Annotated in this window: 22 protein-coding genes; 9 read left to right on the top strand and 13 right to left on the bottom strand. The window is 72.3% G+C overall.

Translation table 11 applies throughout. The annotated features are described in order from the left end of the window. Window positions 1–71: 71 nt before the first annotated feature. Window positions 72–518, top strand: a complete 447-nt coding sequence (locus ACZ4S3_RS35050; RefSeq protein WP_467941895.1) for a nitroreductase family deazaflavin-dependent oxidoreductase — start codon at window positions 72–74, stop codon at window positions 516–518. 48 nt (window positions 519–566) lie between these two features. Here the strand turns inward: ACZ4S3_RS35050 and ACZ4S3_RS35055 are convergent, their stop codons facing one another. The 3 genes from ACZ4S3_RS35055 to ACZ4S3_RS35065 form a co-directional block, all read right to left on the bottom strand. Then, window positions 567–2,552 carry an ABC transporter permease gene (locus ACZ4S3_RS35055; RefSeq protein ID WP_467941897.1) on the bottom strand — a complete coding sequence of 662 codons (1,986 nt, stop codon included), beginning with the start codon at window positions 2,550–2,552 and terminating at the stop codon, window positions 567–569. A 107-nt stretch (window positions 2,553–2,659) separates the two neighbouring features. Next, window positions 2,660–3,460: a molybdate ABC transporter substrate-binding protein gene (gene modA, locus ACZ4S3_RS35060; RefSeq protein ID WP_467941899.1), complete on the bottom strand. Its 801-nt coding sequence runs from the start codon at window positions 3,458–3,460 to the stop codon at window positions 2,660–2,662. Window positions 3,461–3,655: 195 nt separating this feature from the next. Further along, window positions 3,656–4,051 (bottom strand): TOBE domain-containing protein, encoded by a 396-nt coding sequence (locus tag ACZ4S3_RS35065; protein ID WP_083109474.1) that lies wholly within the window; start codon window positions 4,049–4,051, stop codon window positions 3,656–3,658. 266 nt (window positions 4,052–4,317) lie between these two features. Here ACZ4S3_RS35065 and ACZ4S3_RS35070 point away from each other — a divergent pair, with 266 nt between their 5' ends. Next, entirely contained in the window at window positions 4,318–4,737 is a 420-nt protein-coding gene (locus ACZ4S3_RS35070) for a TOBE domain-containing protein (protein ID WP_467941901.1), read from the top strand. Window positions 4,738–4,783: 46 nt separating this feature from the next. On the opposite strand, the gene ACZ4S3_RS35075 is transcribed toward ACZ4S3_RS35070, so the two are convergent. The 3 genes from ACZ4S3_RS35075 to ACZ4S3_RS35085 form a co-directional block, all read right to left on the bottom strand. Further along, complete coding sequence (locus ACZ4S3_RS35075) at window positions 4,784–5,320, bottom strand: molybdopterin-dependent oxidoreductase (protein WP_467941903.1); 537 nt, start codon at window positions 5,318–5,320, stop codon at window positions 4,784–4,786. Between the two features lie 187 nt (window positions 5,321–5,507). Continuing rightward, window positions 5,508–8,387, bottom strand: a complete 2,880-nt coding sequence (locus ACZ4S3_RS35080) for a molybdopterin-dependent oxidoreductase (RefSeq protein ID WP_467941905.1) — start codon at window positions 8,385–8,387, stop codon at window positions 5,508–5,510. Then, window positions 8,384–9,208, bottom strand: coding sequence for an FAD binding domain-containing protein (locus tag ACZ4S3_RS35085; protein ID WP_467941907.1), 825 nt, complete (start codon window positions 9,206–9,208; stop codon window positions 8,384–8,386). Before ACZ4S3_RS35085 ends, ACZ4S3_RS35080 begins: the two co-directional genes overlap by 4 nt. A 214-nt stretch (window positions 9,209–9,422) precedes the next feature. Between ACZ4S3_RS35085 and ACZ4S3_RS35090 the strand changes: the two genes are divergently transcribed. Further along, window positions 9,423–10,943, top strand: coding sequence for a PucR family transcriptional regulator (locus ACZ4S3_RS35090; RefSeq protein WP_467941909.1), 1,521 nt, complete (start codon window positions 9,423–9,425; stop codon window positions 10,941–10,943). A gap of 78 nt (window positions 10,944–11,021) precedes the next feature. On the opposite strand, the gene ACZ4S3_RS35095 is transcribed toward ACZ4S3_RS35090, so the two are convergent. After that, window positions 11,022–11,429, bottom strand: coding sequence for a TOBE domain-containing protein (locus tag ACZ4S3_RS35095; protein WP_467941911.1), 408 nt, complete (start codon window positions 11,427–11,429; stop codon window positions 11,022–11,024). A 703-nt stretch (window positions 11,430–12,132) separates the two neighbouring features. On the opposite strand from ACZ4S3_RS35095, the gene ACZ4S3_RS35100 reads away from it, so the two are divergent. Genes ACZ4S3_RS35100 through ACZ4S3_RS35120 form a run of 5 tightly spaced genes read left to right on the top strand, consistent with a single transcriptional unit; the run spans window position 12,133 to window position 15,957 of the window. Then, window positions 12,133–12,318: a hypothetical protein gene (locus ACZ4S3_RS35100; RefSeq protein ID WP_467941913.1), complete on the top strand. Its 186-nt coding sequence runs from the start codon at window positions 12,133–12,135 to the stop codon at window positions 12,316–12,318. 12 nt (window positions 12,319–12,330) lie between these two features. After that, entirely contained in the window at window positions 12,331–13,029 is a 699-nt protein-coding gene (locus tag ACZ4S3_RS35105; RefSeq protein WP_467941915.1) for a hypothetical protein, read from the top strand. Next, the gene (locus ACZ4S3_RS35110) at window positions 13,026–13,982 is read left to right on the top strand and encodes a DUF6895 family protein (RefSeq protein WP_467941917.1); all 957 of its coding nucleotides are present in this window, start codon (window positions 13,026–13,028) and stop codon (window positions 13,980–13,982) included. The genes ACZ4S3_RS35105 and ACZ4S3_RS35110 overlap by 4 nt, the downstream gene beginning before the upstream one ends. Beyond that, a complete protein-coding gene (locus ACZ4S3_RS35115) occupies window positions 13,982–14,908 on the top strand; it encodes a DUF6895 family protein (protein WP_467941919.1) in 927 nt (308 codons plus the stop codon). The genes ACZ4S3_RS35110 and ACZ4S3_RS35115 overlap by 1 nt, the downstream gene beginning before the upstream one ends. Next, complete coding sequence (locus ACZ4S3_RS35120; RefSeq protein WP_467941921.1) at window positions 14,905–15,957, top strand: serine hydrolase domain-containing protein; 1,053 nt, start codon at window positions 14,905–14,907, stop codon at window positions 15,955–15,957. Before ACZ4S3_RS35115 ends, ACZ4S3_RS35120 begins: the two co-directional genes overlap by 4 nt. On the opposite strand, the gene ACZ4S3_RS35125 is transcribed toward ACZ4S3_RS35120, so the two are convergent. The 5 genes from ACZ4S3_RS35125 to ACZ4S3_RS35145 form a co-directional block, all read right to left on the bottom strand. Continuing rightward, window positions 15,954–17,984, bottom strand: coding sequence for an ATP-binding protein (locus tag ACZ4S3_RS35125; protein ID WP_467941923.1), 2,031 nt, complete (start codon window positions 17,982–17,984; stop codon window positions 15,954–15,956). The genes ACZ4S3_RS35120 and ACZ4S3_RS35125 overlap by 4 nt on opposite strands. Before the next feature lie 120 nt (window positions 17,985–18,104). Then, window positions 18,105–19,190 (bottom strand): enoyl-CoA hydratase/isomerase family protein, encoded by a 1,086-nt coding sequence (locus ACZ4S3_RS35130; protein WP_467941925.1) that lies wholly within the window; start codon window positions 19,188–19,190, stop codon window positions 18,105–18,107. A 50-nt stretch (window positions 19,191–19,240) separates the two neighbouring features. Next, a complete protein-coding gene (locus tag ACZ4S3_RS35135) occupies window positions 19,241–20,581 on the bottom strand; it encodes a condensation domain-containing protein (protein WP_467941927.1) in 1,341 nt (446 codons plus the stop codon). An 83-nt stretch (window positions 20,582–20,664) separates the two neighbouring features. Further along, window positions 20,665–21,387, bottom strand: coding sequence for an SDR family NAD(P)-dependent oxidoreductase (locus ACZ4S3_RS35140; RefSeq protein WP_467941929.1), 723 nt, complete (start codon window positions 21,385–21,387; stop codon window positions 20,665–20,667). A gap of 41 nt (window positions 21,388–21,428) precedes the next feature. Beyond that, entirely contained in the window at window positions 21,429–22,424 is a 996-nt protein-coding gene (locus ACZ4S3_RS35145) for an ArsR/SmtB family transcription factor (protein ID WP_467941931.1), read from the bottom strand. A 59-nt stretch (window positions 22,425–22,483) separates the two neighbouring features. On the opposite strand from ACZ4S3_RS35145, the gene ACZ4S3_RS35150 reads away from it, so the two are divergent. Then, window positions 22,484–23,680, top strand: a complete 1,197-nt coding sequence (locus ACZ4S3_RS35150; protein WP_467941933.1) for an MFS transporter — start codon at window positions 22,484–22,486, stop codon at window positions 23,678–23,680. On the opposite strand, the gene ACZ4S3_RS35155 is transcribed toward ACZ4S3_RS35150, so the two are convergent. Continuing rightward, on the bottom strand, window positions 23,670–25,496 hold the full coding sequence (locus tag ACZ4S3_RS35155) for an alkyl/aryl-sulfatase (protein ID WP_467941936.1): 1,827 nt from the start codon (window positions 25,494–25,496) through the stop codon (window positions 23,670–23,672). The two genes, ACZ4S3_RS35150 and ACZ4S3_RS35155, sit on opposite strands and share 11 nt — an antisense overlap. Window positions 25,497–25,515 lie beyond the last annotated feature (19 nt).

Genomic DNA, 25,515 nt, shown 5'->3' on the forward strand with positions numbered 1-25,515 from the left:
GGCTGCCGCGGGCGGCGCAGCTGCCACCGTCGGCCGATGCCGGAAGAAGTCTTCGATGAGGGACGGACAGCATGCCTCTACAGGGTGAGTACGAGCCGAGCCCGGCGCAGTGGGTGCGCGATCAGGTCGCGTTGTACGAGAGCTCCGGCGGCAAGGAGGGGACGACCATGCGGGGCATGCCCGTCGTCATCCTGACGACCCGGGGCGCGAAGAGCGGCAAGCTCCGTAAGAGTCCGCTGATGCGGGTGGCCCACGACGGCACGTACGCCGTGGTGGCTTCCCTGGGCGGCGCCCCTAATCACCCGGTCTGGTACCACAACGTGATCGCCGACCCCCGGGTGGAGCTCCAGGACGGCCCGGAGCGCCAGGACATGACGGCCCGTGAGGTGACGGGCGAGGAGAAGGCGCTGTGGTGGGCGCGGGCGGTCGAGGCCTTCCCCGACTACGCCGACTACCAGGAGAAGACGGAGCGTCGGATTCCGGTGTTTGTGCTGGAGCCGGCGGCCGCCGGGCACTAGGCGGGCGGCACGACGGCGGCGCCGGGGCGCGGTGCACCGGGCGGACCCTCACAGGGTGACGAGCGTGACCTCGGTGGCCTTGACGCTGGTCCAGACGGCGGCGCCGTCGGTCAGGCCGAGTTCGAGGGCGGCCTGGGGGGTCACCTCGGCCACCAGGTCGGGGGCCTGGGGTGAGGTGACCAGGATGCGCAGCCGGCTGCCGGCGGAGGTGATCTCGCGGACCGTGCCGGGCCAGACATTGCGGGGGCTGCCCGCGGGTTTGTCGACGTGTACGGAGACGGCCTCGGGGGCGATGATCGCCAGCGCCTCGGCTCCGTCGGTGATGCGGTCGGCGACGACGAGATGGCCGCCGCCGGCGAGCGTGAGGCCGTCGGCGGTGGCGGTGCCGGGCCAGGCGTTGCGGCCCAGCATCCGGGCGACCCAGGGCGAGCGGGGATGGCGGGTGACCTCGGCGGGCGGGGCGTCCTGGAGGGAGCGGCCCCCGTCCAGCACGAGGACCCGGTCGGCCAACGAGACCGCTTCGACGGGGTCGTGAGTGACGATGAGACAGACCCCGCCGAAGCCCTCGAGATGGCGGCGCAGGGTGTGCCGGACGTGGGCGCGGGTGGTCTGGTCGAGGGCGGCCAGCGGCTCGTCCAGCAGCAGCAGCCGCGGCCGGGCGGCCAACGCCCTTGCCAGGGCCACGCGTTGGGCCTGACCGCCGGAGAGCTGGGCGGGTCTGCGGTGGGCGAGGTGGCCGACGCCGAGGCGGTCCAACCACTGCTGGGCGGCACGTCGGGCCTCGGCGCGCGGGGTGCCATGGGCGCGCAGCCCGTACGCGGTGTTGGTCAGGGCGCTCAGATGCGGGAACAGCGCGCCGTCCTGCGGGACCCAGGCGACGCCGCGGCGGTGCGGGGGCAGGGCGCTGACGTCGGTGTCGCCGAGGCGCAGCGCGGCGCGGGCGCGCGGGGTGAGGCCGAGGAGGGCGCGCAGCAGGGTGGTCTTGCCGGCGCCGTTGGGGCCCACGACGGCGATGGTGGTGCCCGGTTCGGCGTCCAGGGTGAGCTGGTTGAAGCCGGTGACCTGGGCGTGCAGCGGCCAGCGTCCCTGGGGGGCGGGCGGCGCGTCGTCGGTGTGCCGGTGGTCCGCGGCGGGCGGGGCCGCCAGGTCGTTGTCGTCGGCGACGCGTACGGTGCGGGCCGTGCGGTCGGCCGTACCGCCGGTCCAGCGGCCGCGCAGGGCCACCAGGACGGCCATGGCGATGACCAGCAGCAGCAGCGAGACGGAGGTGGCGGCTTCCGGAGAGCCCTGGAGCAGCAGATAGACCTGGAGCGGCAGGGTCTGGGTGGTGCCGGGCAGATTGCCGGCGAAGGTGATGGTGGCACCGAATTCGCCGAGCGCGCGGGCCCAGGTCAGCGCGGCGCCGGCGGCGAGGCCGGGGGCGACCATGGGGAGGGTGACGGTGAGGAAGACCCGCACGGGTGAGGCGCCGAGGGAGGCCGCCGTCTCCTCGTAACGGGGGCGCAGTCCGGCGAGGGTGCCTTCCAGGCTGATGACGAGGAACGGCATGGCGACGAAGGTGGCCGCGACCACCGCGCCGGAGGTGTGGAAGGGCAGGGTGAGGCCGAAGGTGTCCTCCAGCCAGGGGCCGAGCAGTCCGCGGCGGCCGAAGCCGAGGAGGAGGGCGACACCGCCGACGGTCGGCGGCAGCACCATCGGCAGCAGGACGAGCGAGCGCACCAGCGCCTTGCCGGGGAAGCTGACCCGGGCCAGCAGCCAGGCCAGCGGCACGCCCAGGAGCAGGGAGAGCCCCAGCGCCCAGAAGGAGACCAGCAGCGACAGGCGGAGCGCTTCGGTGACGCCGGGGCTCGTGAGGTGGGTGCCGAGGTCGCCCCAGGAGGTGTTGGCCATGATGCCGATCAGCGGCATCAGCAAAAAGGCGATCGCGAGCAGTGCGGGCACGCCCAGCGCCGGCGGGGTGCGGGTGCCGGGCGCGTGGGGCTTCCCCGGCCGGGACGCCGCCGACGGCCGGGGAAGCGTACGCAGACGTCTCATCGCGGTTCCAGGGATCGGAGCGGGTCGGGCCGGGGTACGGCGATGGCGGCGCACGGGGCCGTCCACTCCCCCGAGCCGGACGGCCCCGTGCACCGCACTCGGGACGGTTACGGCTTCTGGAAGCCCGCGTCCCGGAGGATCTTCTGCGCCTCGGGGCTGCTCAGCCACTTCACGAACGCGGCCGCCGCCTTGGCGTTCTTGGAGCTCGTCAGGGTCGCGGCCGGGTAGGAGGCGACGGCGTTCTGCGCGTCGGGGATGTCGATGGCGTCGACCTTCTTCGGCGCGGTGGCGGCGTCCGTCTTGTAGACGAGGCCGGCGTCGGCCTCACCGAGCTCCACCTTGCTGAGGACGGCGCGCACGTTGGGCTCCTGCGAGACCGGCTTGACCGTGAGCTTCTGGGCGTCCAGGACCTGCTTGCTGTAGCGGCCGACGGGCACCTCGGACGCGGCGAGCACGACCTTGAGCTTGCTGTCGGTGAGGTCCTTGAGGTTGTCGATCTTCTTGGGGTTGCCCTCACCGGTCGCGATGACCAGGCGGTTCTTGGCGATGACGGCCGGGTGGCCGATGTCCGCCTTCGCCAGCCCGTCCATGGTCTTGGTGTCGGCGGTGACCAGGGCGTCGGCGGGGGCGCCCTCCCTGACCTGGGCGGCCAGTTCCTGCGAGCCGGCGAAGGAGAACTTCACCTTGGTGCCCGGGTGTTCCTTCTCGTAGAGCGCACCGGCCTTGTTGAAGGCATCGGTCAGCGACGAGGCGGCCAGCACGGTGAGGTCGGCCTTCGGGGCGCCGCCGCTCGCCTTCGCGCCGCTGTCCTTCTTGCCGTCGTCGTTGCCGCAGGCGGCAAGGGGAACGAGCAGGGCGGCGGTGACGAGGGCGGCGGCGGTGCGACGCCGGGTGACGACACGAGACATGGGGCGGGACTCCTTGAGACGCGGGGCGACAGATGCCGCCCGAGCGGATGGGGACCAGTCGCGCCGGGGACGGGCGACGCCGCTGGAGTGGGGCAGCCGACCGGTGGGGACGGTGGGTGCGGTTCGGTGGTGTCAGCGCGTGAGCAGGAGCGGGGTGTCGCGCGGTGGTTCAAGCGCGGCGGCTCACGCGGTGGTTCAGGTGCGGTCGATGTGCACGCTGGTGGACTTCACGCGGGCGGTGGCCTGCATGCCGACCTCCAGTCCCAGTTCCTCCACCGCTTCCCGGGTCAGCAGGGACACCAGACGGTGCGGCCCTGCCTGGATTTCGACCTGCGCCGCCACATCGCCGAGTTTGACGGCGGTGACGATGCCCGGGAAGGCGTTACGGGCCGAGGTGTAGGAGGCGTCGTCCTCACCGGTGCCGTTCTGTGCGACCTCGATGGAGAACGCGGCCAGATCCCGGCCGTCGATCAGGCGGCGGCCGCTGTCGTCGCGATGGGTCGCGACCTTGCCGGCATCCGCCCAACGGCGGGCGGTATCCGGGCTGACGCCCAGCAATCGCGCCGCTTGACCGATTGTATAGGACTGCATGTGCGACAAGATATGCAGTATCGGCTGGCATTTGCAATTCATAAGTCGAATCTCTATAGCAGCCGCCAGGGCCATTGGAGGAAGGGCCAAAGCCTTTGACCTGCGTCTCCTTATCGCCGTACCTCTGTTTTGCCAGGCGTATTCGGCTATCGCCCTGGCGCCCGCAACGCGTATCCGGACGACCGCACAGAGTGTGGCTAGAGTGCAAGAACAAGAGACAAAGCAGGAAAACCCTGACATTCGACTCCGCAATTGAGGCGCCCATCATGAGCCTGAGCATCCGTAATCAGATTCCCGGCACCGTCACCGCCGTCACCGCCGGCGAGGTCATGGCGACCGTCAAGGTCCGGCTGGAAGGCGGCCAGGACATCACCGCCGCTATCACTCTGGAGGCGGCCGAAGAACTCGGTCTCGCGGCAGGCTCGACGGTCCGCACGCTGATCAAATCCACCGAGGTCGCCCTCGCCACCGGAGCGGTCGACGGGCTGAGCATCCGTAACCAGATCCCTGGGATCGTGGAGGGCGTCGCCACCGGTGGCGCGATGGCCGGGGTGAAGGTCAGCGTCGAGGGCGGCGAGCTGACAGCCGCGATCACCAAGGACGCGGTCAACGACCTGGGCCTGACCACCGGTTCGCCGGTCACCGCGCTGATCAAGTCCACCGAGATCTCCCTCGCCACCGCCTGACCCCGGCGCCCGCCGCACCCGCCGTAGGTCCCCGCACGCCGGGGGCCTACCGCAGTTCCGGGGTGGCCCACTCGTCCGGCACGGCACACCTGCCGACCCAGATCCCGGTGATGGCGCTGATGTACCGCGCCCCGCACCGGTCCGAGGGCACCACCAGCTGGCTGCCTTCCTCCTCCAGCCCGCGTCCGTCCATGGCCGTGGCCAGCAGAATCGGCGCGTCCCCGAAGTCCGCGTCGAGCTCTGCCCAGGACAGCACCGCGTGGTGCCCGTCCCCGCCGGTGACGGCCAGCAGGAAGCGGGAGCGGTCCTTGCGCCGTCGGGCATCGAACGCCGGCTCCGCCTCGCCGAGCACCTCCCGGAGCAGCGGCCCTTCAAACGTGTGGTGCTGCGGCCCGTTGGTGGCGCAGTCGAAGACCACCTCGGCGTGCCGCTGGGCCCATCGCTCCCGTAGGTCCGCGACGGTCAGCGCGAGCGGATGGTGCAGCTCGCCGCGGATCACAAAGCGCCGGGGGCGGGCGGGTGCGGCGTCCGCCGGCGTCGCACGGACGACGGTGGGGCGGGGCGGCGGGCTGAGTCGGCTCATTCGAGTCCCCCTCGAGGCTGTTCGCGTGGCGACTGCCCCCTGTGATGCCCGACCGACGGACCCGCCAACCACGAATGCCACCCCCATACGCATTTTTACCTCGCTAGCGTGAGGCACTTTGCGCGATCCGGGCGGCATGTCCGAGGTTGCGATCCAGCCATGCGTGCCGCTCCGCCGTCCGGCCGTCTCACACCGACCCTTCGCGCGACGGATGCGCCGTGGCCGGCCACCCCTCCCCCGCGCCGGCGGCCCGATGCTCCTCCATGGCCTGCCACACCTTGTCGGGCAGCAGTGGCACCTCCGTGAAACGCACCCCGGTGGCATCGCGCAGCGCATTGGCGAAGGCGGGCGCCACCGGGTTGAACGGGCTCTCGCTCATCGACTTGGCGCCCAGCGGGCCGATCGCGTCGGAGGTCTCCATGAAGTGCACCTCGGTGCGCGGTACGTCGGCGTAGGCGGGCAGCCGGTAGCGGCGGAACGCGGGGGTGACCACCTTGCCGCCCTCGTCGACGAGGACCTGTTCGAAGAGGGTCGCGCCGAGCGCCTGGGCGACGCCGCCCTCCACCTGGCCGCGGCACTGCATGGGGTTCATGACCTTGCCCGCGTCGGCCGAGTGCACGCTGCGCAGGATCTTCATCTCGCCGGTGCCGGGGTCGACCGCGATCCGGAACCACTGGGCGTTGAAGGCCACCGAGCGCGGTGAGCCGCCCCAGTGTCCGGCCGCCGACAGTTCCACCCCCGTGCTGCGCGCCGCCTCGTGGAGCTCCTTGAGGGCCACCAGCCGCCCGTCGCACTCCACCGAGTCCGCCGTCAGCCGGCACAGGCTCCTCGGCACCCTGACGTGCTCCGCGGCGAACGTCAGGATCTGCTCGGCCAGGCCGTTCGCCGCCTTCATCACGGCCTTGCCCGCGACGACCGTCCCGGCCGAGCCGAACGCGCCGGTGTCATGGCGTACGACGTCGGTGTCGGACTGCCGGATGGCAATGCGGTCCACCGTGGTGCCCAGCGCGCCGGCGGTGATCTGTTTGTGCACGGTGGTCGTGCCGTTGCCGAACTCCGCGGTGCCCACCGCGATGTCGTACGTGCCGTCCTCCAGCAGCGTCACCGTGGCGTCGGCGAAGTGCCCGCCGGGCGGACCGGTGGCGATCATCGACATCGCCGTGCCCTGCCCGACCAGCCAGCCCTCGGGTGCGTCGGCGGCGCTGCGGTCCCCGGCGATGGCGTCGCGGACGACCTTGAGGCACTGGTCCAGGCCGTAGCTGGCGATATGCAGGTCCTCCTCCTCACCACCGGGGCTGATCATGTGCTCGCCGGGGCCGATGATGTTGCGCTCCCGGAAGACCAGCGGATCGATGCCCAGGCGGCGGGCGATCTCGTCCATCGCCGACTCCACGGCGAAGGTGACCTGCCCGAGCCCGTAGCCGCGGAAGGCGCCGGCCGGCACGCAGTTGGTGTAGACGGAGTACGCGTTCACCTTCTTGTGCGGCGCGCGGTAGACCGCCATCGACTCGCCCACGCTGTGGAACATCACGGCGGGGCCGTGGTTGCCGTACGCGCCGGTGTTGGAGACGACCCGGAGCTGGAGGGCGGTCAGCGTGCCGTCCTTTTTCGCCCCAGCCTTGAGGGCGATGCGGAACGGGTGCCGGGTGGTCGCCCCGAAGAACTGCTCGGCCCGGGTGAACTCCAGCTTCACCGGGCGCTTGAGCCGCATCGCGGCCAGGACGACGATGTCCTCGGTGAGCATCTCCTGCTTGCCGCCGAACCCGCCGCCGACCCGGCCCGCGACCACCCGGACCTTGTCCTCGGGCAGGTCGTAGAGCGCGCACAGGGCCCGGCGGGTCAGGAACGGTACCTGAGTGCTGGACCGGACCACGATCCGCTCCCCGATGCCCGGCACCCCGTCGCTCTCCTCGGCCTCCCCGGCTCCCTCGGGTTCCTCGGCCTCCCCGGCCTCCCCGGTCTTCTCGAAGTAGGCGACGCAGCCGTGCGTCTCCAGGCTGGCGTGCTGCACCCGCTGGGTACGGAAGCTCTCCTCGTAGATGATGTCGGCCTCCGCGAAGCCGTCCTCGACGCAGCCGATCTCGCCGTGCACCTCGCCGACGACGTTGTTCTGCGCGCGGGCGATCCGTGTCTCGGGCCCCTTGGGGTGGATCACCGGCGCGCCGGGCCGCATCGCCTCCTCCGGGTCGATGACATACGGCAGCTCCTCGTACTCCACGACGATCCGGCGGCAGCCCTCCTCGGCGGCCCCCTCGCTGTCGGCGACCACGGCCGCCACCCGCTGCCCCACGAACCGGACCACATCGTCCAGCACCCGGGTGTCGTCGGGGTCCTCGGTGGGGTGCTCGTGCCGGGCCGAGGAGAACAGCCGCTCGGGGGCGTCGTGATGGGTGAAGACGGCGTGCACGCCGGGGACCCGGAGCGCGGCGGCGGTGTCGATGGAGACGATCCGGGCGTGCGGGTGCGGGGATCGCAGCAGCTTCATGTGCAGCAGGCCGGGGACGTTGATGTCGAAGGTGTAGCGGGCGGTGCCGGTGACCACCAGCGGCCCGGCCGGGGCGCCCAGGTTGCGGCCGACCGCCTGCCCCGGGCACGGCTCCTCGACGTTCTTGACCCCGCGCACGGCGTCCTCGATCGCCCGGTAGCCGGTGCAGCGGCACAGATTGCCCTTGAGGGCGCGCGGCAGATCGTCCAGCTTCCCGTCATCGTGCTCACCGCCCTGCTCCGCGACGAGCGCCGAGGTCGTCATCAGGAAGCCGGCCGTGCAGAAGCCGCACTGGAAACCCTGGGCGTCCAGGAACTTCTGCTGTACGGGGTGGAGTTCGCCGTCGGCACCGGCCAGGCCCTCGACGGTGGTGACCCGGCGGCCCCCGGCGCGGACCGCCGGGTAGAGGCAGCTGTGCACCGGCTCGCCGTCGACATGGACGGTGCAGGCGCCGCAGTCCCCGGCGTCGCAGCCCTTCTTGACCCCGAACCAGCCGCGGTCGCGCAGATAGGTGCGCAGGCACTGGCCCGGACGCGGCTCCGCCTCGAACGGCCGCTCATTGACATGGATTTCAAAGCTCATCGCCCGGCCTCCCGGCCCAGTTCCTGGCGGATCTCCTCGGAGAGCCGCAGCGCCATGTGCCGGCGCCAGGCCGGCAGTCCGTGAATGTCGTCGAACCAGTCGCCGTCGGTGATGGTCCACTCGATCGTCTCGCGCAGTTCCCTGGCGTCCGGCGCCATCGGGAACCAGAGGCGGAACGGCCGGACGGTGGCGGCGGTGACGGTCACGGCCAGCGAGCCGTCCAGCGGGTCGAGGGCGCCGATGACCAGCGCGCCGGAGCGGCCGAGTCCGTAGAGCGACGCCTGGCGGAATGCCGTACGGGCGGCGAGGGACCGGGCGGGCAGGGTGACCGAGCGCAGCAGCTCGCCCTCGGCGAGGTCCTTGCGGCCGGCGCCGGTGATGAAGTCCGCGACCTTGGTACGGCGCAGGGAGCCGTCCTGGGCCTGGAGCAGGGCGCTGCCGTCGAGGGCGGCGGTCAGCGAGATCATCGGTCCTGCGGGCAGGCCGTTGCAGAGGTTGCCGCCGACGGTCGCCATGTTCCAGATCTTGAACGAGGCCAGGAAGGCACGGCAGCACTGTTCGAACAGCGGTGCCGCCGGGACGTCGTAGGTGCGCGCGAAGCGGGAGAGCTGGGCGATGGTGCAGGTCGCCGCGATCTCCAGCGAGCCGTCCGGCAGCCGGCGCAGCGGCTCCCAGCCCATCCGGCTCAGGTCCACCAGGCGCCGGATGTGCGGCTGCGGCTCGGAGAAGAGGTAGGTGCCGCCGCCCAGCCAGGCGTCGCCCTTGCGCCACGGGGCGCGCTGCCGGGCGTCTCGCACCTCCAGCACCGTGTTGAGATCCATGCTGCCGAGTGAAGCAACGCGGCGGTGCCCGGCACGACTGGTGCGCACCACGGAAAAACACGAGCGCGACGGCCCGGATCTGGATGATCAACCAAGAGGTGTTTCCGTCGATGCGGCTGGCATTTACGATGCAACCACTCGCATTAGCCTCGTGAATGTGAGATGCCGGGCCCCTCACCGTCCCTCTCCCGGCAGCCGCCCTAGGAGCCAGCACATGCACGTCGAAGATCTCCTCCCGCTCGATTCGCTCGATCTGACCCTCCTGTGGGGTGAGAGCGCCCTGCTCGCCCGGGAAGTCAGCGGGGTGACCGCCACCGATCTGGAGGACCCGGCGCGGTTTCTGCAACCGGGCGAGCTGGTGCTCAGCGGGCTGGTCTGGTGGACGCCCGGTGACAGCCGCGCGAAGGTCGACCGCTTTGTCTCCGCGCTGCATTCGGCCGGGGCCGCGGCGCTGATGGCCGGCGAGGAGACCCATGGCTCGGTGCCCGAGGTCCTCGTCGAGTCCTGCCGCGAGCACCGCATCGCCCTGATCGCGGTGCCCGCGCACACCTCTTTCCGGGCCATCACGGAGGCGGTGTATCTGCGCCAGTGGGGAGATCTGAGCCGGCGCCCCACCGACCACTACGCGCTGCCGGAGAACGTCCGCACGGAACTCGCCGGCCTGCTCGCCGGGGACGCCGCGCCGGACGCGCTGCTCGACCGCGCATTCGCGCACCTGGGCGGGCCCGCCTGTTATCTCCTGACCGCCACCGGGCGGATGATCGCCCGCACTCCGGCGGCCCCGTTCCTGCCCGCACAGCAGGCCGCCCGCGATCTCCAGGGGGCGGTCGGCACCAGTCTGCGGATCGACGGGGACTTCGGCCCGTACGACAGCTGGCATCTGCATCTGCGCGGCGCGGCCGATGCCCCGCCGCGCGTGCTGCACGAGATAGCCGAGGTCGTCGCCCAGTACCGCCATCACGTCGACCGCGGGCAGGCGGCCGCGCAGCGGGCCGCGGACGCGCTGACGGCGCTGGTGGGCACGGACCGGGCCGACGGCGCGGCACTGGAGTCGGCCCTGAACGCCGCCGGCCTGCCCACCTCCGGTCCCTACCGCGTGGTGGTGGCCGCACTGGGCGGGGACGACAGCGGCCTGGCGGTCGGCGCACTGACCGAGGCGCTGCGGCACTTCCCCGCCGAACCGTTCGTGACCGGCCGCCTCCCGGGCGGTGAGGCCGTCGCCGTGATCCACGCGGACCCCGCCGGCGAGACCTCCACGGCGCTGAGCGAACTGTGGCCCACCCTCCACGCCTGCCGTCCGCAGACCCCGCTGCACGCCGGTGTCAGCTCCCTCGCGACCACCCCCGATGCTCTCAACTCCGCGCTGTCCCAAGCGCGTTACGCACTGGCCGCGGCCCGCACCGACGCCCCGAAGGCGGCCGGGGTGACCTCGGTCGAAGACCTCACCACACTGGGCACCCTGCTCGCCGGGGTCCCCGCCGAGGTCCGTACGGCCTTCAGCACCCGGGTCCTGGGCCCGCTGGCCCACGGCGGCAGCACCTCACACCGGATGCTCCTGGAGACGCTGGAGGTCTTCCTCGCCCAGCACGGCTCCTGGGCCCGTACGGCCGAGATCCTGCATCTGCACGTCAACACCGTCCACTACCGCATCCAGCGCATCGAGTCCCTCACCGGTCGTGACCTGTCCCGGCTCGACCACAAACTCGACCTGCATGCCGCGCTGTTGTGCCGCTAGGGAATGCCTTCGGGTGCCGTCGCCTGCCCGTCGATCGCCCGTAGCGGCTGGACGAGCCTCCGGCGGGAGAGGGGGCTATTACCCGCGGTCGTCCGGCCGGTCGATGTGGACGTTGGTCGACTTGATCCGGGCGGTGGCGGTGACGCCGACCTCGATGCCCAGTTCCTCGGCCGCCTCCCGGCTGACCAGCGACACCAGCCGGTGCGGCCCGGACTGGATCTCCACCTGGGCGACGACATCGTCCAGGACGACGGCGGTGACGATCCCGGCGAAGGAGTTCCGTACCGACGTGCGGACCTCACCGGGCACCGGGTGCAGCCCGGCGCCACGGTCCTTGGCGAACTCCGCGAGACTGACGCCGTCGATCACCCGGTTTCCCGAGCCGTCCCGGTCCATCCGCAGCTGACCGCCGTCGGCCCAGCGGCGGACGGTCTCCGAACTCACTCCCAGCAGCCGAGCTGCCTGGCCAATGCTGTACGACGGCACCCCCGCACTCTAGGCCAGCGATGCCGTCCGCCCCGCACCGCCTCGGGCCGGCCGCGGCGGCGGGGCAGCGGTCGCCGACGAAGCGTCACAAATGCCGGAAGCGTCAATGTCGGAAGCGTCAGTTCTCCGGGCCACCGGGGCCGGGGGCCGGTTTCCGGGGGCGGGGCCGCTGGGCGCGCTCGGCGAGCTCTTCCAGTGCCGGGAGCGCGTCGTGCAGCAGATGCTGCCGGTCGGGCGGCAGGAGGGCTATTTCGGCGGCGAGGATGCCGGCGGTCTCCCGCCGTACGGAACCCAGCAGCTTGTGCCCGTCGCCGTTGAGGCTGATCAGGCCGGCGCGCCGGTCCGGAACGGCCCGCGCCGTCCCGTACTTGGGGGTAGTCGTCCGTTACTTGGAGGTAGCCATGTCGCCGCGACCGCCCCGTACTTGCGGGTAGTACGCCCGAACGGAGCAGTGCGCTCCGGTGCCGGACACCCCCGAACGGGCCACTGCGTACGCCATTCGACGGCCACCCGTATGCCCCCAACGACTCGCCCTTGCAAGGGAGTTGGGGCGTGGAGCGGCCGGTCGGCGGGCGACATGCCACGGAGGGCGGAATCCGGGCCGGACACCGAAGAAGGCGAGAAGTCCGGTTTTTTCGGATTGCGGGCGATTTGGGCGGATGCCAAGGTGGATCCCGTCCGCCGCACCGAAGGAGGAAAAAACATGGTTACGGATCGCACAGCACCGACCGAAACGACCATTCTGGCCGCCGAAGTCGAGGGTCTGCTGGACTCCGCCGAACCCAACGGCGTGTTCCGCGACACCCGCGAGTGTGGAGGAGGCCTGCTGCTTCTGGGCCTTCTGCTGATCTCGCCGCCCACTCCCCGTCCGAAGACGGACGCGCGGTAAAAGGGGCATGCGTTGGCTGAACAGGCGCAGGGCGCAGTCCCACTGAGCGCTGTGATTGCCGATGCCGCAACCGGGGTCGCCCTCGCCCTTCGGGGCGAGGGCGACCCTTATGCCCTGTCGCGCATTCTGCGGCAAGGCGATGCGGTATCGCTGGCGGCGCTGCGGGTGCTGGGCGCGGACGCGCTCGCACCGTATGCACTGGACCACCGGGCACCTCCCGGTGGCGACGACGAGACCGTGGTGCGTGAGGCGCTCGCCGCGTACCCGCCGGGAGCCGATGCCTCGGAGGTGTCGGTGTGGAGCTATCGGGGCCTGGTCGAGGCCTCGCACTCGTATCTGCCCGGCGGCGCGGAGCACTGGCCGCCGCCACCACAGGCCGAAGCCGACTGGGTAAAGGCCGATCCCTGGCCCAAGCTCGCCCACCGGGCATCACAGCTGGCCGCGCTCGCCCTCCCCGGGCTTGCGCCGGGCCTCGCCGAGGATCTGATGACCCGTACCGACGACCTGGCACGCGGATTTGTCCGCGCGGTACGCCGCCGCGACTGGCTGCAGGCGGCCGGCGTGGGGCGCTGGCTGGCGCGGATGCCCGACGTGCCGACGACCCTGGGGCTCGACGCCGGGCTCGCCTTCGTACGGCAGATGAGCGGTGGCGACGCCCGCGTGGCGCTGCATGTGGTGGCCGCCCAGCGGTTCTACGGACGGGGTTGGTGACCGGCGGCCGGGGCGACCCGGGGCTGCTGGACCGGATGGTCGGGGACAGTCTGGGGTGGCTGGACGGGGCGCGGCCGCACTTTCGCCTGCCCCCGAACGTGACCACGGACGCCGACCCCAACCTGACGCTCAAACCGCTCGGAGAATTGGCCGAGTTGAGTCATTTGATCTCTTCGATGCATCCCCTTGCCGCTCTGCGCGAGGCGGCGGACGGGCTCTTCTCGTTCGCCTGGGGTCAGACACGTGAAGGGGAATTGTTTGCCGAACTGATCCGCGGCGAGCCGCACGCCACCTACCCGGTGGAGATCTACGGGACCTTCGCCCGGGGCGGGTTGCGCAATGCGGCCGTCGACGAGCTGCTGTCGACGACGACGCGGCTGCGCGGCTGGCGCGTGGCGCGCGACGATCACACCCGTACGCTCGGCGTGCTCAACGCGGAGCGGCGGATCGGGCTGCGGCCACACGCCGATTTCGACGCCGTCCTGGGGCACACCGGACTGGGCCGGCTGCCGGAGCCCTGGGCGCTGGACCGCAAGGCGGTGTACGGCGTGACCCACGACGTCTTCCATCTCACCGACTGGGGGCGCGCCCCCCGGCGGCTGCCCGAGGAGTTCGCCGACTATCTGCGACTGTGGCTCCCCTCCTGGCTGGAGAACTGGCTGGAGGAACAACTATGGGATCTGGCAGGCGAGTTGCTGGCCGTGACCGCTTGCCTGCCCGAGGCTCCCTACGATCCCGTCGCCTGGCAACGGCTGGCCGGTGCCCAGGCGGCCGACGGCAGCGTCCCGGAGACCGGCACCGCACCACGCCCGGAGGACCCCGCCGGGGCGTTCACGGCCTGCTACCACTCCACCCTGGTGACCGCATTCGCCGGCACCCTCGCCCGGATCGCCCCGGTCGGGGCGGCCGCGACGGCCCGGCGGACCCCCTGCGAAAGCGAGGCAATCCCGTGATGGTGACGGCCGCCCCCCCGGCGCTGCTGCACGGCGTCGGCGACCGGGCCCTGACCTGGCTCGACAACCACCGCGATTTCTTCCGGCTGACCGATGAGGACCGCGCCACCGGCGGCGCCCTGATCGAACGGCTCAAGCCGATCGGCGAGTTGGCGATCAATATGCAGGTGCTGTTCCGGGAAGGCGTGGCCGGTTCGCGGCAGCACGCCCGCGCCGGGCAGCTGCTGGACTTCGCCTGGCGGGAGCTGCTGGACGGCGGCAATGTGCTGGCCGCGCTCCAGCAGGAGGAGCCGCTCTCCCCCGTACCGCTGGAGGTCTATGCGACCTTCCACGAACTGGGCCACCGCCATCCCGCACTGGAGACGGCCTTGGAGCTCTGCCGGCACACCGGCACCTGGACGGCGCTGGAGATGGTGCCCAACCGGCGGCTCGGTGTCCTCAACGCCGAGCGGAAGATGAAGCTTGCGCCGAGCGCCGACTTCGACCAGGCACTGGCGGCCACCTGGCTCGGGCAGCTGCCGGAACCGTGGACGGTGCAGTACCACATCGCCTACGACCTCACGCACACCGTCTTCCACGTCACCAACTGGGGCGAGGCCCCCGAGCGCATCCCGCCGGCCATGGCCGAATATCTCGCGCGGTACCTGCCCGCCTGGATGGACGACTGGGCGGACCTCGAACACTGGGATCTGCTCGGCGAACTCCTCGTCGTCGACGCCTGTCTGCCGCGGCCCGTTCTGGACGGTGAAATGTGGGAGCGGTATGCCGCCGCGCAGTCCGACGGCGGGGCGATGCCCATTCAGCGCGGGATGCCGGCCGGCGATCCGCAGGACGTCTTCGACCTCGTCCATCACCCCACCCTGGTGGCCGCGTTCGCCTCGGCGATGGCCACCTCCCGGTCGCTGTCCGCCGACGCCGCCGGATGAGCCGCGACCGCCCCGGTGGCGCCCTGGGTGACCGTCTCGCGGAGGCGGTCACCCTCATCGACGCCCCGGACACCGTTCTGGGCGTCACCCACCACGGCCGGCGGACCGTCATCACCGGCGGCACCGCCCTCGCGCCGGCCACGCCCCGCCACGCGCTGCGCTATGAACTCGGCTCGCTCTCCAAGACGTTCACCGTGCTGCTGCTCGCCCAGCTGGCCCGCTCCGGTGTGCTGTCCCTCGACGACCCGCTGGCCGACCACCTCCCGCGCGTGCGTCTCCCGCACACCGCCTCGCGCCGGATCACGCTGCGGCACCTGGCCACGCACACCTCCGGACTGCCCCGGATCCCCGCCGATCTGGTGGCCGGCGCGCTGCTGCACCCGTACCGCAACGGGTACGCCCGCTACGACACCGAGCAGCTGCTCAGCACCTTCGCCCGGACCCGGACCCGGCACCTGCCCGGCACCCGCTGGCGCTACTCCAACTTCGGGCTGGCGCTGCTCGGCCCGGCCATGGAGGGCGCCGCGGGCTCCGACTACGCCACCCTGCTCACCGACCGGGTGCTGCGGCCCCTCGCGCTGACCGGGGCCACACTCGGTGCCGGCACCACCGGCACCGACGCCATCGGACACCGTACGAACGGCCGGACCCCGGTCCCCAGCACCGACATGGGCGGCTTCCGTGCCGCCGGAGCGGTGCACGCCACGCCGGGCGATCTGCTCACCTACCTGGAAGCGCATCTCTCCCCCGAGGGCACCCCGCTGAGCGGGGCCCTGCGCGATGTCCAGACCCCCCTGCTGCGCCGCGGCTGGCAGCACCGTCACACCCATACGCTGACGTGGTATCAGCACCCGGCGCCGCGCGGGCCGCTGCTCTTCCACGTCGGGGCGACCTTCGGCCAGCAGGCGTTCCTCGGCTTCCACCCCGCGTCCGGCACGGGCCTGATGGCGGTCGCCACCCGCCGCGGACGCACCTGCCACATGGTGGACACCGCTTATGAGTTGCTGTACGCGCTGGCCGGCGACCCCGCGTCCGAGCCCGCCTCCTAGAGATCGCCGGACAGGACCCTGGCCAGGGACGCCTCGGGGCGTCCCTCCGTGCCCCGGCGGAAGGCGTCCGCGTATGCCTCGTCGCCGATGGCCGCGCGCGCCCGCTGCTCGCACTCCTCGCGTACGGCGCGCAGTTCCGGCGTACCGCGCTGCGGATGCCCGACGGTGCGCCAGTAGGCCTGGCCGGTGCCGTAGACCACGGCGGCGCTTTCGCCGTTGCCCTGTGCCGCCACCGCGGCCGCCAGCAGGTCGAGGCCGAGCGCGATGCCGAAGTTGTCGCCGATGCCCTGTTTGGCGGTGAGCATGGCGCGGGCGTGGTCCGCGGAGTCCGTCGGGCGGCCCTGGAGGAGGGCGATCAGGGAGAGCTGGTAGTCCGCGTAGGAACGGGCCCAGTATTCGCCGTGCGCGGCGCAGCCGCGGCGCAGTTCGGCGGCCTCGGCCCGCGCCTCGGTGAGCTTGCCCAGGCCAGTGAGGGCGAAGATCCGGATGATGTGGCAGCGCAGCCGGGCGGCGGAGTCGAAGGGGAAGTCCGGCATCGGGCCGAGCACATGGTCGGCGACGGTGTACGCGGCCAGCGGACGGCCCGCCATCAGGTGGGTGAGGCCGACGAGATAGCCGGCCGCGAGCATCGCCTCCGCGTCGCCGTCCTCGCGGGCCGCGCGCGAGCACTGGCGGCCCAGTTCGTCGGCGGTGTCGAGGTCGCCCTGGAGCAGCAGGGCGACGCCGAGCATCCACAGCGCCCGGGTACGGGCCGGGCTCGGGGCCAGGTGCGCGGCGAGGGCGCGCTCCAGATAGCCGCGGGCCTCGTGCAGATGGCGGCAGCAGCTCCAGAAGAAGCCGATGGAGGCGCTCAGTTCCTGGGCGCGTTCGGGGTCGGCGACCAGGAGGTGGTCGAGCGCGGTGCACAGGTCGACATGGGCTTCGGCGACCCGTCCGTACCATCTGACCTGGTCCGGGCTCAGCCAGCCGGTCTCGGCCCGGCGGCCGAAGCCGACGAAGTGCGCGGCATGGCGGTCGGCGAGCGCCGTCACCTCGCCCAGTTCCTGCAGCCACAGCCGGCCGTACTCGCGCAGCGTGTCGAGCATCCGGTAGCGCCGGCCCTCACGGCTGATCACCGACTTGGCGGCCAGTCCTTGCAGTGCGGTGCCCACGCCCTGCCCGGTCAGCGGGCCGCCGGCGCAGACCGACCGTGCGGACTCCTCGTCGAAGGTGCCGCGGAAGACGGAAAGCCGCGCCCACAGCAGCCGCTCCAGCGGCTCGCACAGCTCATGGCTCCAGCCGATGGCGGTGCGCAGGGTCCGGTGCCGCGGGGGCCGGGCCGTGTGGTCGCTTTCGAGGGCGTCGAAGCGGGAGTTGAGCCGTTCGGCGACCCGTTCGGCGGAGCTGTTGGCGAGCTGGGCGCCGGCCAGTTCCAGGGCCAGCGGGATGCCTTCGAGGCGCCGGCAGATGGCGGTCGCGGCGGCGGCGTTGTGGGCGTCGGTGAGCCGGATGCCGGGGGCTGCGGCGCCGGCCCGTTCGCGGAAGAGGGTCAGTGCGTCGCTGTCGCCCTCGACCGGCAGCGGCTCGACCTCGGTGATCCACTCGCCGACCACGTCCAGCGGCTGCCGGCTGGTGATCAGTACGGTGACCAGCGGGGCGGCCGTCAGCAGATCACCGATCAGGTCCCGGCAGGCGTCGACGAGGTGCTCACAGGAGTCCAGGACGAGCAGTATCCGCTTGTCGGAGAGCCAGTCGCACAGCGCCGCCACCGGCATGCGCGCCGTGTGGTCGGACAGCCCCACGGCGTCACAGACGGTGGCCGACAGCAGCCGGTCGCCTTGCAGGGGCCACAGATCGGCCCAGCGCACCCCGTCCGGATGGCGGGGCACCGCAGCGTTCGCCGCCCGCATCGCGATCCGGGTCTTGCCGACCCCGCCGGGGCCGGTCAGGGTGATCAGCCGGTGCTGCGCCAACTCGATGTTCAGTCTGCGCAGTTCGTCCCTACGCCCGACGAAACTGGTGGATTCTTCGGGAATATTGCTCGACACCGGCCCAGTTTGCCCCACCCGGCGGCAAGACGGGGCCGGTGGCAGAACCGTTCAGCCACCCGCGCCGTCCGGGGACCGTAGTGTCACGGTGCGGTGCGGTGGTGCCCGTGGGGCGTGGTGTCACCCGATGGTTTGTTGTGACGAGGTTGACGTCCGCCTGGCGGCCAGACCGAGTTCCTCGTCGCCCAACATCCGGAAGTGCCGGGCGACTTCGCCCTCGGACACCTCCTCCAGCCGGGCCGGGGACCAGCGCGGGCTGCGGTCCTTGTCGATGATCTGCGCACGGACCCCCTCGACCAGATCGGGCCCGCCGAGCGCGGCGCACGAGACCCGGTACTCCTGGTCCAGGACCTGCTCCAGGGACCCGAGCGTCCGGGCCCTGCGCAGCGCGGCGAGGGTGACCTTGAGGGCGGTGGGTGACCGGCTCATGAGGGTCTGCGCGGCCTGCTTCGCCTCCTGTTCGCCGCTGTCCTCCAGCCGCTCGATGATCTCCTCGACCGAGTCGGCGGCGTAGCAGGTGTCGATCCAGGTGCGGTGCCGGGCCAGTTCGCCTTCGGGTGCCGGGGCGGCGTACCGGGCCAGCGCCTCGGCCACGTCGGTGCCGGCGGTCGCGGCGGCGAATTCCGGCAGGCGGTCGGCGGGCAGGAAGCGGTCGGCGAGGCCGCAGACCAGGGCGTCGGCCGCGCCCACCGCTGCGCCGGTGAGCGCCAGATGGGTGCCCAGCTCACCGGGCGTACGGGACAGCAGGAAGGTCCCGCCCACATCGGGTACGAAGCCGATTCCGGTCTCCGGCATGGCGATCCGGGAGCGCTCGGTGACGATCCGTACGCCGCCGTGCGCCGAGATGCCGACGCCGCCGCCCATCACGATGCCGTCCATCAGGGCGACATACGTCTTGGGCCAGCGGGCGATCCGTACGTTGAGCCGGTATTCGTCCCGCCAGAAGGCCCGCGACGCGGCGCCACCGCCGGCGCGGGCGTCGTCATGGATGGCGCGGATATCGCCACCGGCACACAGCCCGCGACCGCCGGCTCCGCTGATCACCACGGTGGTCACCGCCGGATCCCGCTCCCAGGTGTCGAGGGCGTCGTCGATCCGGCGCACCATGGCGTGGGTGAGGGCGTTGAGAGCCCGCGGCCGGTTGAGGGTGAGGTAGCCGGCCCGGCCGTCGGTGTGCACCAGTACGGAGTCGTCGCTGTCGTGCATCGTCTCGTGGGTCCCTTCCCGCGTGGGCGCTGGTCTCGGGCGCCAGTCCATCAGACGGCTCGAGCCCCCGCGTCGGCGCGGTCCGGGGTGACGAGGCAGCGGTGCGGATCGGCGTCCGCGATACGTCCCAGCAGGTCCAGGAACCGGTCCTGGTGGGCGGCGAGTTCCCGCGCCTCGTACAGGGCGGGGTTGGCGTCGTGGTCGATGCGCAGCCCGCCGTCGTCGTCCCGGCGGTGAAGGGTGAGGGTCAGGTCGTCGACGGCTCCGGTAGCGAGGTGCTGGATGGCGGAGGGCGCTCCGGCGAACGCGGGCGCGTCGTCGCAGAGCATGAGGTTGACCAGGAGGCCGAACAGCGGGCGCCCCGCATCGGGCAGGCCGAGATCGCGGCGGAGATCCTCGTGGCGGTAGCGCTGGTGGCGGCGGGCGGCGCGGATGCCGAGGGCCACCTGCCGGGTGAGGTCGGCGAAGGTCGCCTTCGGCGGTACGGACAGACGCAGCGGCAGGACGTTGCGTACGGTGCCGGGGACCCGGAGCGCGGCGGCATCCATCCGGCCCCGCATCGGGAGGCCGAGGACGACGTCGCTGCAGCGGGTGGTGTGCGCGAGGTGCCACGCCTGGGTGGCGATGAGGACTTCGGGCCAGGTGGCGCGGACGGCGCCGGCCAGTGCGTCGATCCGCTCGGTGAGTTCGGTGCCGATCCAGGCGGTGGTGCGCAGCGCGGTGCGCGAGGCGGGGGCGGTGTGCCCGGCGAGGATGGGGGCCTGGGGGCGGTCGGCGAAGGTGTGGCGCCAGTGGGTGCGGTCGGCGTCGTACGCCTCGCTCGCCCGGTATGCCGCCTCCTCGGCCGCGAGATCGCCGAGCCGTCCGAAGGGGCTGGGGCCCGCCTCCTTCCCGGCGGCGAGGGTGCTGTAGACCTCGGCGACGCGGCGGACGACCAGCGCGAAGCCGTAGGTGTCCAGGACGATGTGGTGCACCCGCTGGTACCAGAGCCAGCGGCGCTCGCCGACCTGGAACAGGGCGTTGCGGAAGAGCGGTCCGGTGGCGAGACCGAAGGGGCGGGTGAGGTCGTCGCGCATCCAGGCGCCGGCCACCGCGTCCGGATCGCCCTGGTCGAGGAGGTCGGCGGCGTGCAGCGCGAAGCCGTGCCCCGGTGGCTCGATCTCGAGCGGGAACTGACGTGGCCCGTCCGGTGTTTCCTCGATACGTACGCGCAGCGCGTCACTCTCGCCGACGGTCCGGTGCAGCGCCTCGGCGAAGAGCACGGGGTCGAGCGGGCCGTGGATCTCGACGCAGGCGGCCGTGGTGTGGGCGGGGCTGTCCGGGTCCCGGACCTGCGTGTGCCAGAGGGCGAGCTGGGCGGCGGTGAGCGGAGCGAGGAGGGGGCGCGCCATGACGGGGCCTTTCGCTGGGACGGGAGGCGACGGGAAGCGGGGAGCAGGGCAGTCGGTGGTACACACCGGCCCGCCGAGAGCGCTCAGGCGTACTGCGTCGCGCCGCCGTCGACGTAGAGGTCGTGCATGGTGATGTGGCGGGCGCGGTCCGAGACGAGAAAGGCGACGGCCTCGGCGATATCGAGGGGTTCGGCGATCCGGCCGAGGGGGGTGCCGAGGTGCGGGGCCTGCAGGTCCCCGTAGGTGCAGCCGGGCGACACCACGTTGCAGCGCACCCCGCTGCCGGCCAGTTCCAGGCCGAGGGATTTGGTGAAGAGGGTGGCGGCGGCCTTGGACGCGGCATAGGCGGCCAGCCCGGCCCGCGGTACACCCGCCGCATGGGAGCCCACGGTGATGATGCTGCCGGTCCGGCGGGCGGTCATTCTGCGGGCGACGGCGCGGGAGATCCGGAAGACGCCGGTGGTGTTGACGGCGAAGGTGTCGTCCCAGTCCTGATCGGTGAGGTCGACGACCGGCGCGGTACGCAGCACACCGGCCACGTTGACGAGGATGTCCAGCGGGCCGACGGTGCGTTCGGCCTCGTCCACCAGGCCGTCGACGGCCGTGCGGTCGGTGATGTCGACGGCGCGGGCGGTGATCCGCGCGCCCCCGTACGCAGCCTCCAGCGCCGCTATGGCCTGCGCGTCCTGGTCCACGGCGATCACCCGCGCGCCTTCCTCGGCCAGCAGCCGCGCCACGGCTTCGCCGATGCCGCGCCCGGCGCCGGTGACCAGCGCCGTCCGCCCGGAAAGCTCGGAATCCCACACGCCGTATCCCCTCGCCTCACTTCAACTTAGGCAAGCCTAACCTAAGACGCGACGGGGGTCTCCTCCCGCTGGGCCCTCACCACAACCTCGCCGGCATCCGTCCGGTAATAGAGCACGGACCGCCCGGCACGCCGCCGTCCGACCAGGCGGGCATCCAGCAGCACCCTGATATGGCGGCCCACCGATCCCAGACCCTGGCCGGTGAGCGCCACCAGCTGCGTGGTGCTCTTCGGGGTGTCGAGCAGCACAAGGACGGCCGCCCGCGCCGGGCCGAGCAGCCTGCCCAGCGCCGAGGGCGCCGACGCCGGGCCGCCCGCTTCGGCCAGCGCGCCCGCACACGGGTACACCACGGCGTAACGGCGCGCGTCCCACGCGACCCAGCTCTGGCTCGGCGTCACAGGGACGAACATCAGCCGGGCCCCGGACAGCTCCCGCGCGGGATGGTCGTACGTGGTGATCTGCAGGCGGTTCTCCCCCAGCCACCGCATCCCCGGGCGCATCTCGCCCAGCGCCGCGGCCCAGCCGTGCCGGCTCAACTGCGCGGTACGCGCGAGAACATCGGCCTCGAGAACGCGCCGGCGCCGCGGCCAGTCGGGGAGCACCGTCTGCGTCCAGACCCATTCCAGGAGGTCGGCGGTGCGCTCCGGCAGGTCATCGCGGTGCAGCCGGCCGGGAAGCGGCCCGCACAGCGATCGGGTCAGGTCGGCGCGCGCGGCGTCGGGCGGCGTTTCCCGGATGCGCGCCAACTCCACCGGGAAATCCGGGTGTTGACCCGGGAGATCGTCGGCTGGTACGGGAGTCAGGTAGGTCGCGTTCCATGTGCGGCCCAGCGCGGCACGGATGAGGAGGGCGGTGAGCGGGTCGTCGGCCAGGCGCCGGCGGTAGGCGGGCAGGTGGGCGTCGAGCCAGCCGCGTTCGCCCGGGTGGGCGGCGGTCCCCCGCTCCAGGGTCTTCAGGCTCGCGAGGGCCTCCGCCAAGGGAGAGACCACGAACCGGCTGCCCGCGAGGGTGTCCGCGCTGACCTGCCACCAGCCCATCGTTTCGCCTCCCCGCGAAACATTAACGCCCGGCTCGCGCGGCCTCCGAGACTCCGGCCATGCGCACCTATCAACAACTCTTCAGAACACCGGAGTTCACCCCGCTGTTCCTGGCATCCGCAGGGCAGGTGGCGGCCCAGACGGTGACGGGCCTGGCGCTCGGCACGCTGGTCTACGCGTCGACCGGCTCCCCCCTTCTCTCCGCCCTCGCCATGTTCGGCCCCTCCCTCTCCCAGGTGATCGGCGCGGCCACCCTGCTGTCGGCGGCCGACCGGCTGCCGCCGCGCGCCGCCCTGACCGGCTTTGCGCTGCTCTTCGGGCTCGGTACCGCCGTCCAAGCACTCCCCGGCCTCCCCGTAGGAGCCGTCTTCGCCGTCCTCCTGGGCCTCGGGATCCTCGCCTCGCCGGCCGGCGGGGTGCGCTACGGGCTGCTCCACGAGATCCTCCCGAGGGAGGGGTATCTGCTCGGCCGCTCGGTGCTCAACATGTCCGTCGGCGTACTCCAGATCGCCGGGTTCGCGGCCGGCGGCGTGCTGGTGACCGCCTTGTCGCCGCGCGGCACCCTGCTCACCGGCGCCGGGCTGTACCTCGCCACCGCGGCCGCCGCCCGCTTCGGCCTGAGCCGCCGGCCGCCCCGCGCCACCGGGCGGCCGTCGCTCACCGAGACCTGGCGGGCCAACGCCCGGCTCTGGTCCGCCGGCCCCCGCCGCCATGTCTACCTCGCCCTGTGGGTGCCCAACGGGCTGATCGTCGGCTGCGAGTCCCTGTACGTGCCCTACACGCCCCGGCACGCGGGGCTGCTCTTCGCCTGCGGCGCGCTCGGCATGCTGGCCGGGGACACGGTGACCGGCCGGTTCGTGCCGCGGCGTTGGCGCGAGAGGCTCGCCGTCCCGCTCTGTCTGCTGCTCGCCGCACCGTATCTGCTCTTCGCCCTGCATCCGTCCCTGCCGCCGGCGATGGCGGCGGTGGTGCTCGCCACCGTCGGCTACTCGGCGGGGCTGCTGCTCCAGGAGCGTCTGATGGCGCTCACCCCACCGGAGTTGAGCGGGCACGCCCTCGGTCTGCACTCCTGCGGCATGCTGACCTGGCAGGGCATCGGCGCCGCCCTGGCGGGTGCCGTCGCCGAGCGCACCTCGCCCGCCACGGGGATGGCGGCGATGGCGGCGGCATCGGTCGCGGTCACCCTCGCGCTCGCCCCCGGGCTGCGGTCCGGCCTCCTGCCGTCTCGGCAGCCACAGCCGCCGGTCAGGGCGTAACGACGGGGAAGCGGGGATCCGCGTCGCCGAGCAGCCCGAGGAGTTCGTTCAGTGCCCCGGCCTCGCCCTCCTGCGTCACCCCGGCCGCGCCCCGCCCCGCGAGGAGGTCCAGCAGCTGGGGCTTGGTGAGGGTGAGGGTCAGATCCGGGCGGCGCTCGGCGGAGGCGTTCGGCGGGCCGGGCGAACTCAGGTAGGTGAGCGCCCCGTTGGACAGCGTCAGATGCCAGGTGTGGCCCTCGTCGGGGAGGTACCAGTCGAAGGAGAGGGCGGCCGCCCAGGCCCGGGGGCCGTCGATACGGATGGCGAGCGAGTCGATGAGCCGGTCGACGCTCAGCGCCGCGGTCAACTCGGGGTTGGCGGCCGTCGCCCGTACCCCGGCCGGGGTGCCGCGCAGTTCCATGGCACCGGTCAGATAGAAGTTGCGCCAGGTGGCGTTCTCGCAGCCGTGGCCCAGCCGGTCGTAGACGGCGGCCAGCTCCTGCCGGGCGGCGGTGTGGCCGGGTTCGGCGAAGACGGCGTGGTTGAGGAGGGTGGCGGCGAAGCGGAGGTCGCCGTCCTCCGCGTACCGCTTGGCCTTCTCGATCGTCGCGTCCACGCCGCCCAGGGCATCGACGTACCGCTTCGCCTGCTCGGCCGGCGGATGCTCCCACAGGTGCGCGGGGTTCCCGTCGAACCAGCCCAGATAGCGCTGATAGATCGCCTTGACGTTGTGGCTGACCGAGCCGTAGTAGCCGTGTCCGGCCCAGACCCGCTCCAGGCTCGGGGGCAGCCGCAGCTCCTCGGCGATCTCGATGCCGGTCAGGCCCCGGTTGAGCAGCCGCAGCGTCTGGTCGTGCAGATACGCGTAGAGGTCGCGCTGGTTCGCCAGCAGGCTGCGGACCCGGTCGTTGCCCCAGGTCGGCCAGTGGTGGGAGGCGAAGGCGATGGCCGCGTCGGCACCGAACAGGGCGAGCGCCTCGTTGAGATGGCGCGCCCAGGTGCGGGCGTCGCGGACGGCCGCGCCGCGCAGGGTCAGGATGTTGTGCATCGTGTGGGTGGCGTTCTCGGCCATGCACAGTGCCTCGTGGGCCGGGAGGTAGAAGTTCATCTCGGCGGGTGCTTCGGTCCCCGGGGTGAGCTGGAAGACGATCCGCACCCCGTCGACGATCTCCTCCTGCCCGGTGCGGGTGATGTCCACGGTCGGCGGGATGAGGGTGACGGTGCCCGTGGAGGCGGCGGCGCCGAGGCCGCAGCCGATCTGGCCGGCCGGACCCTTGGGGAGGGCGGAGCCGTACATGTAGACGGCGCGCCGGGTCATCGCCGTACCCGCGTAGACGATCTCGCTGACGGCGTGCTCCAGGAAGCCGGCGGGCGCGAGGACCGGCACGGTGTCGTGGCCGTGCGGCAGCACGCCGCGCCCGCCGCCGAAGTGGTCCGTGTGCGAGTGGGTGTAGATCATCCCGGTGACCGGCCGGTCGCCGCGGTGCTTGCGGTAGAGCTCCAGCGCCGCGGCCGCGGTCTCGGCGGAGAGAAGCGGGTCGATCACGAGAACCCCGTGGTCGCCCTCGACCAGCGTCATGGTGGACAGGTCCAGACCTCGGACCTGGTAGATGCCCTCCGTGACCTCGTACAGGCCCTGGCGGCTGACCAGCCGGCCCTGCCGCCACAGGCTCTCGTTCGCCGTGTCGGGGCAGTTGCCGGCCAGGAAGCCGTACGCCTCGGCGTCCCAGACCACGCGGCCGTCCTCCGTGGCGACCTGGGGCGGGTAGAGGGCGGCGATGAAGCCACGGTCGGCATCGGCGAAGTCTTCGTGGTCATCGACGGGCGGAACGGTCACCGTGCACTCCCTCTCCGGG

The organism is Streptomyces sp. NPDC028368 (assembly GCF_055565615.1).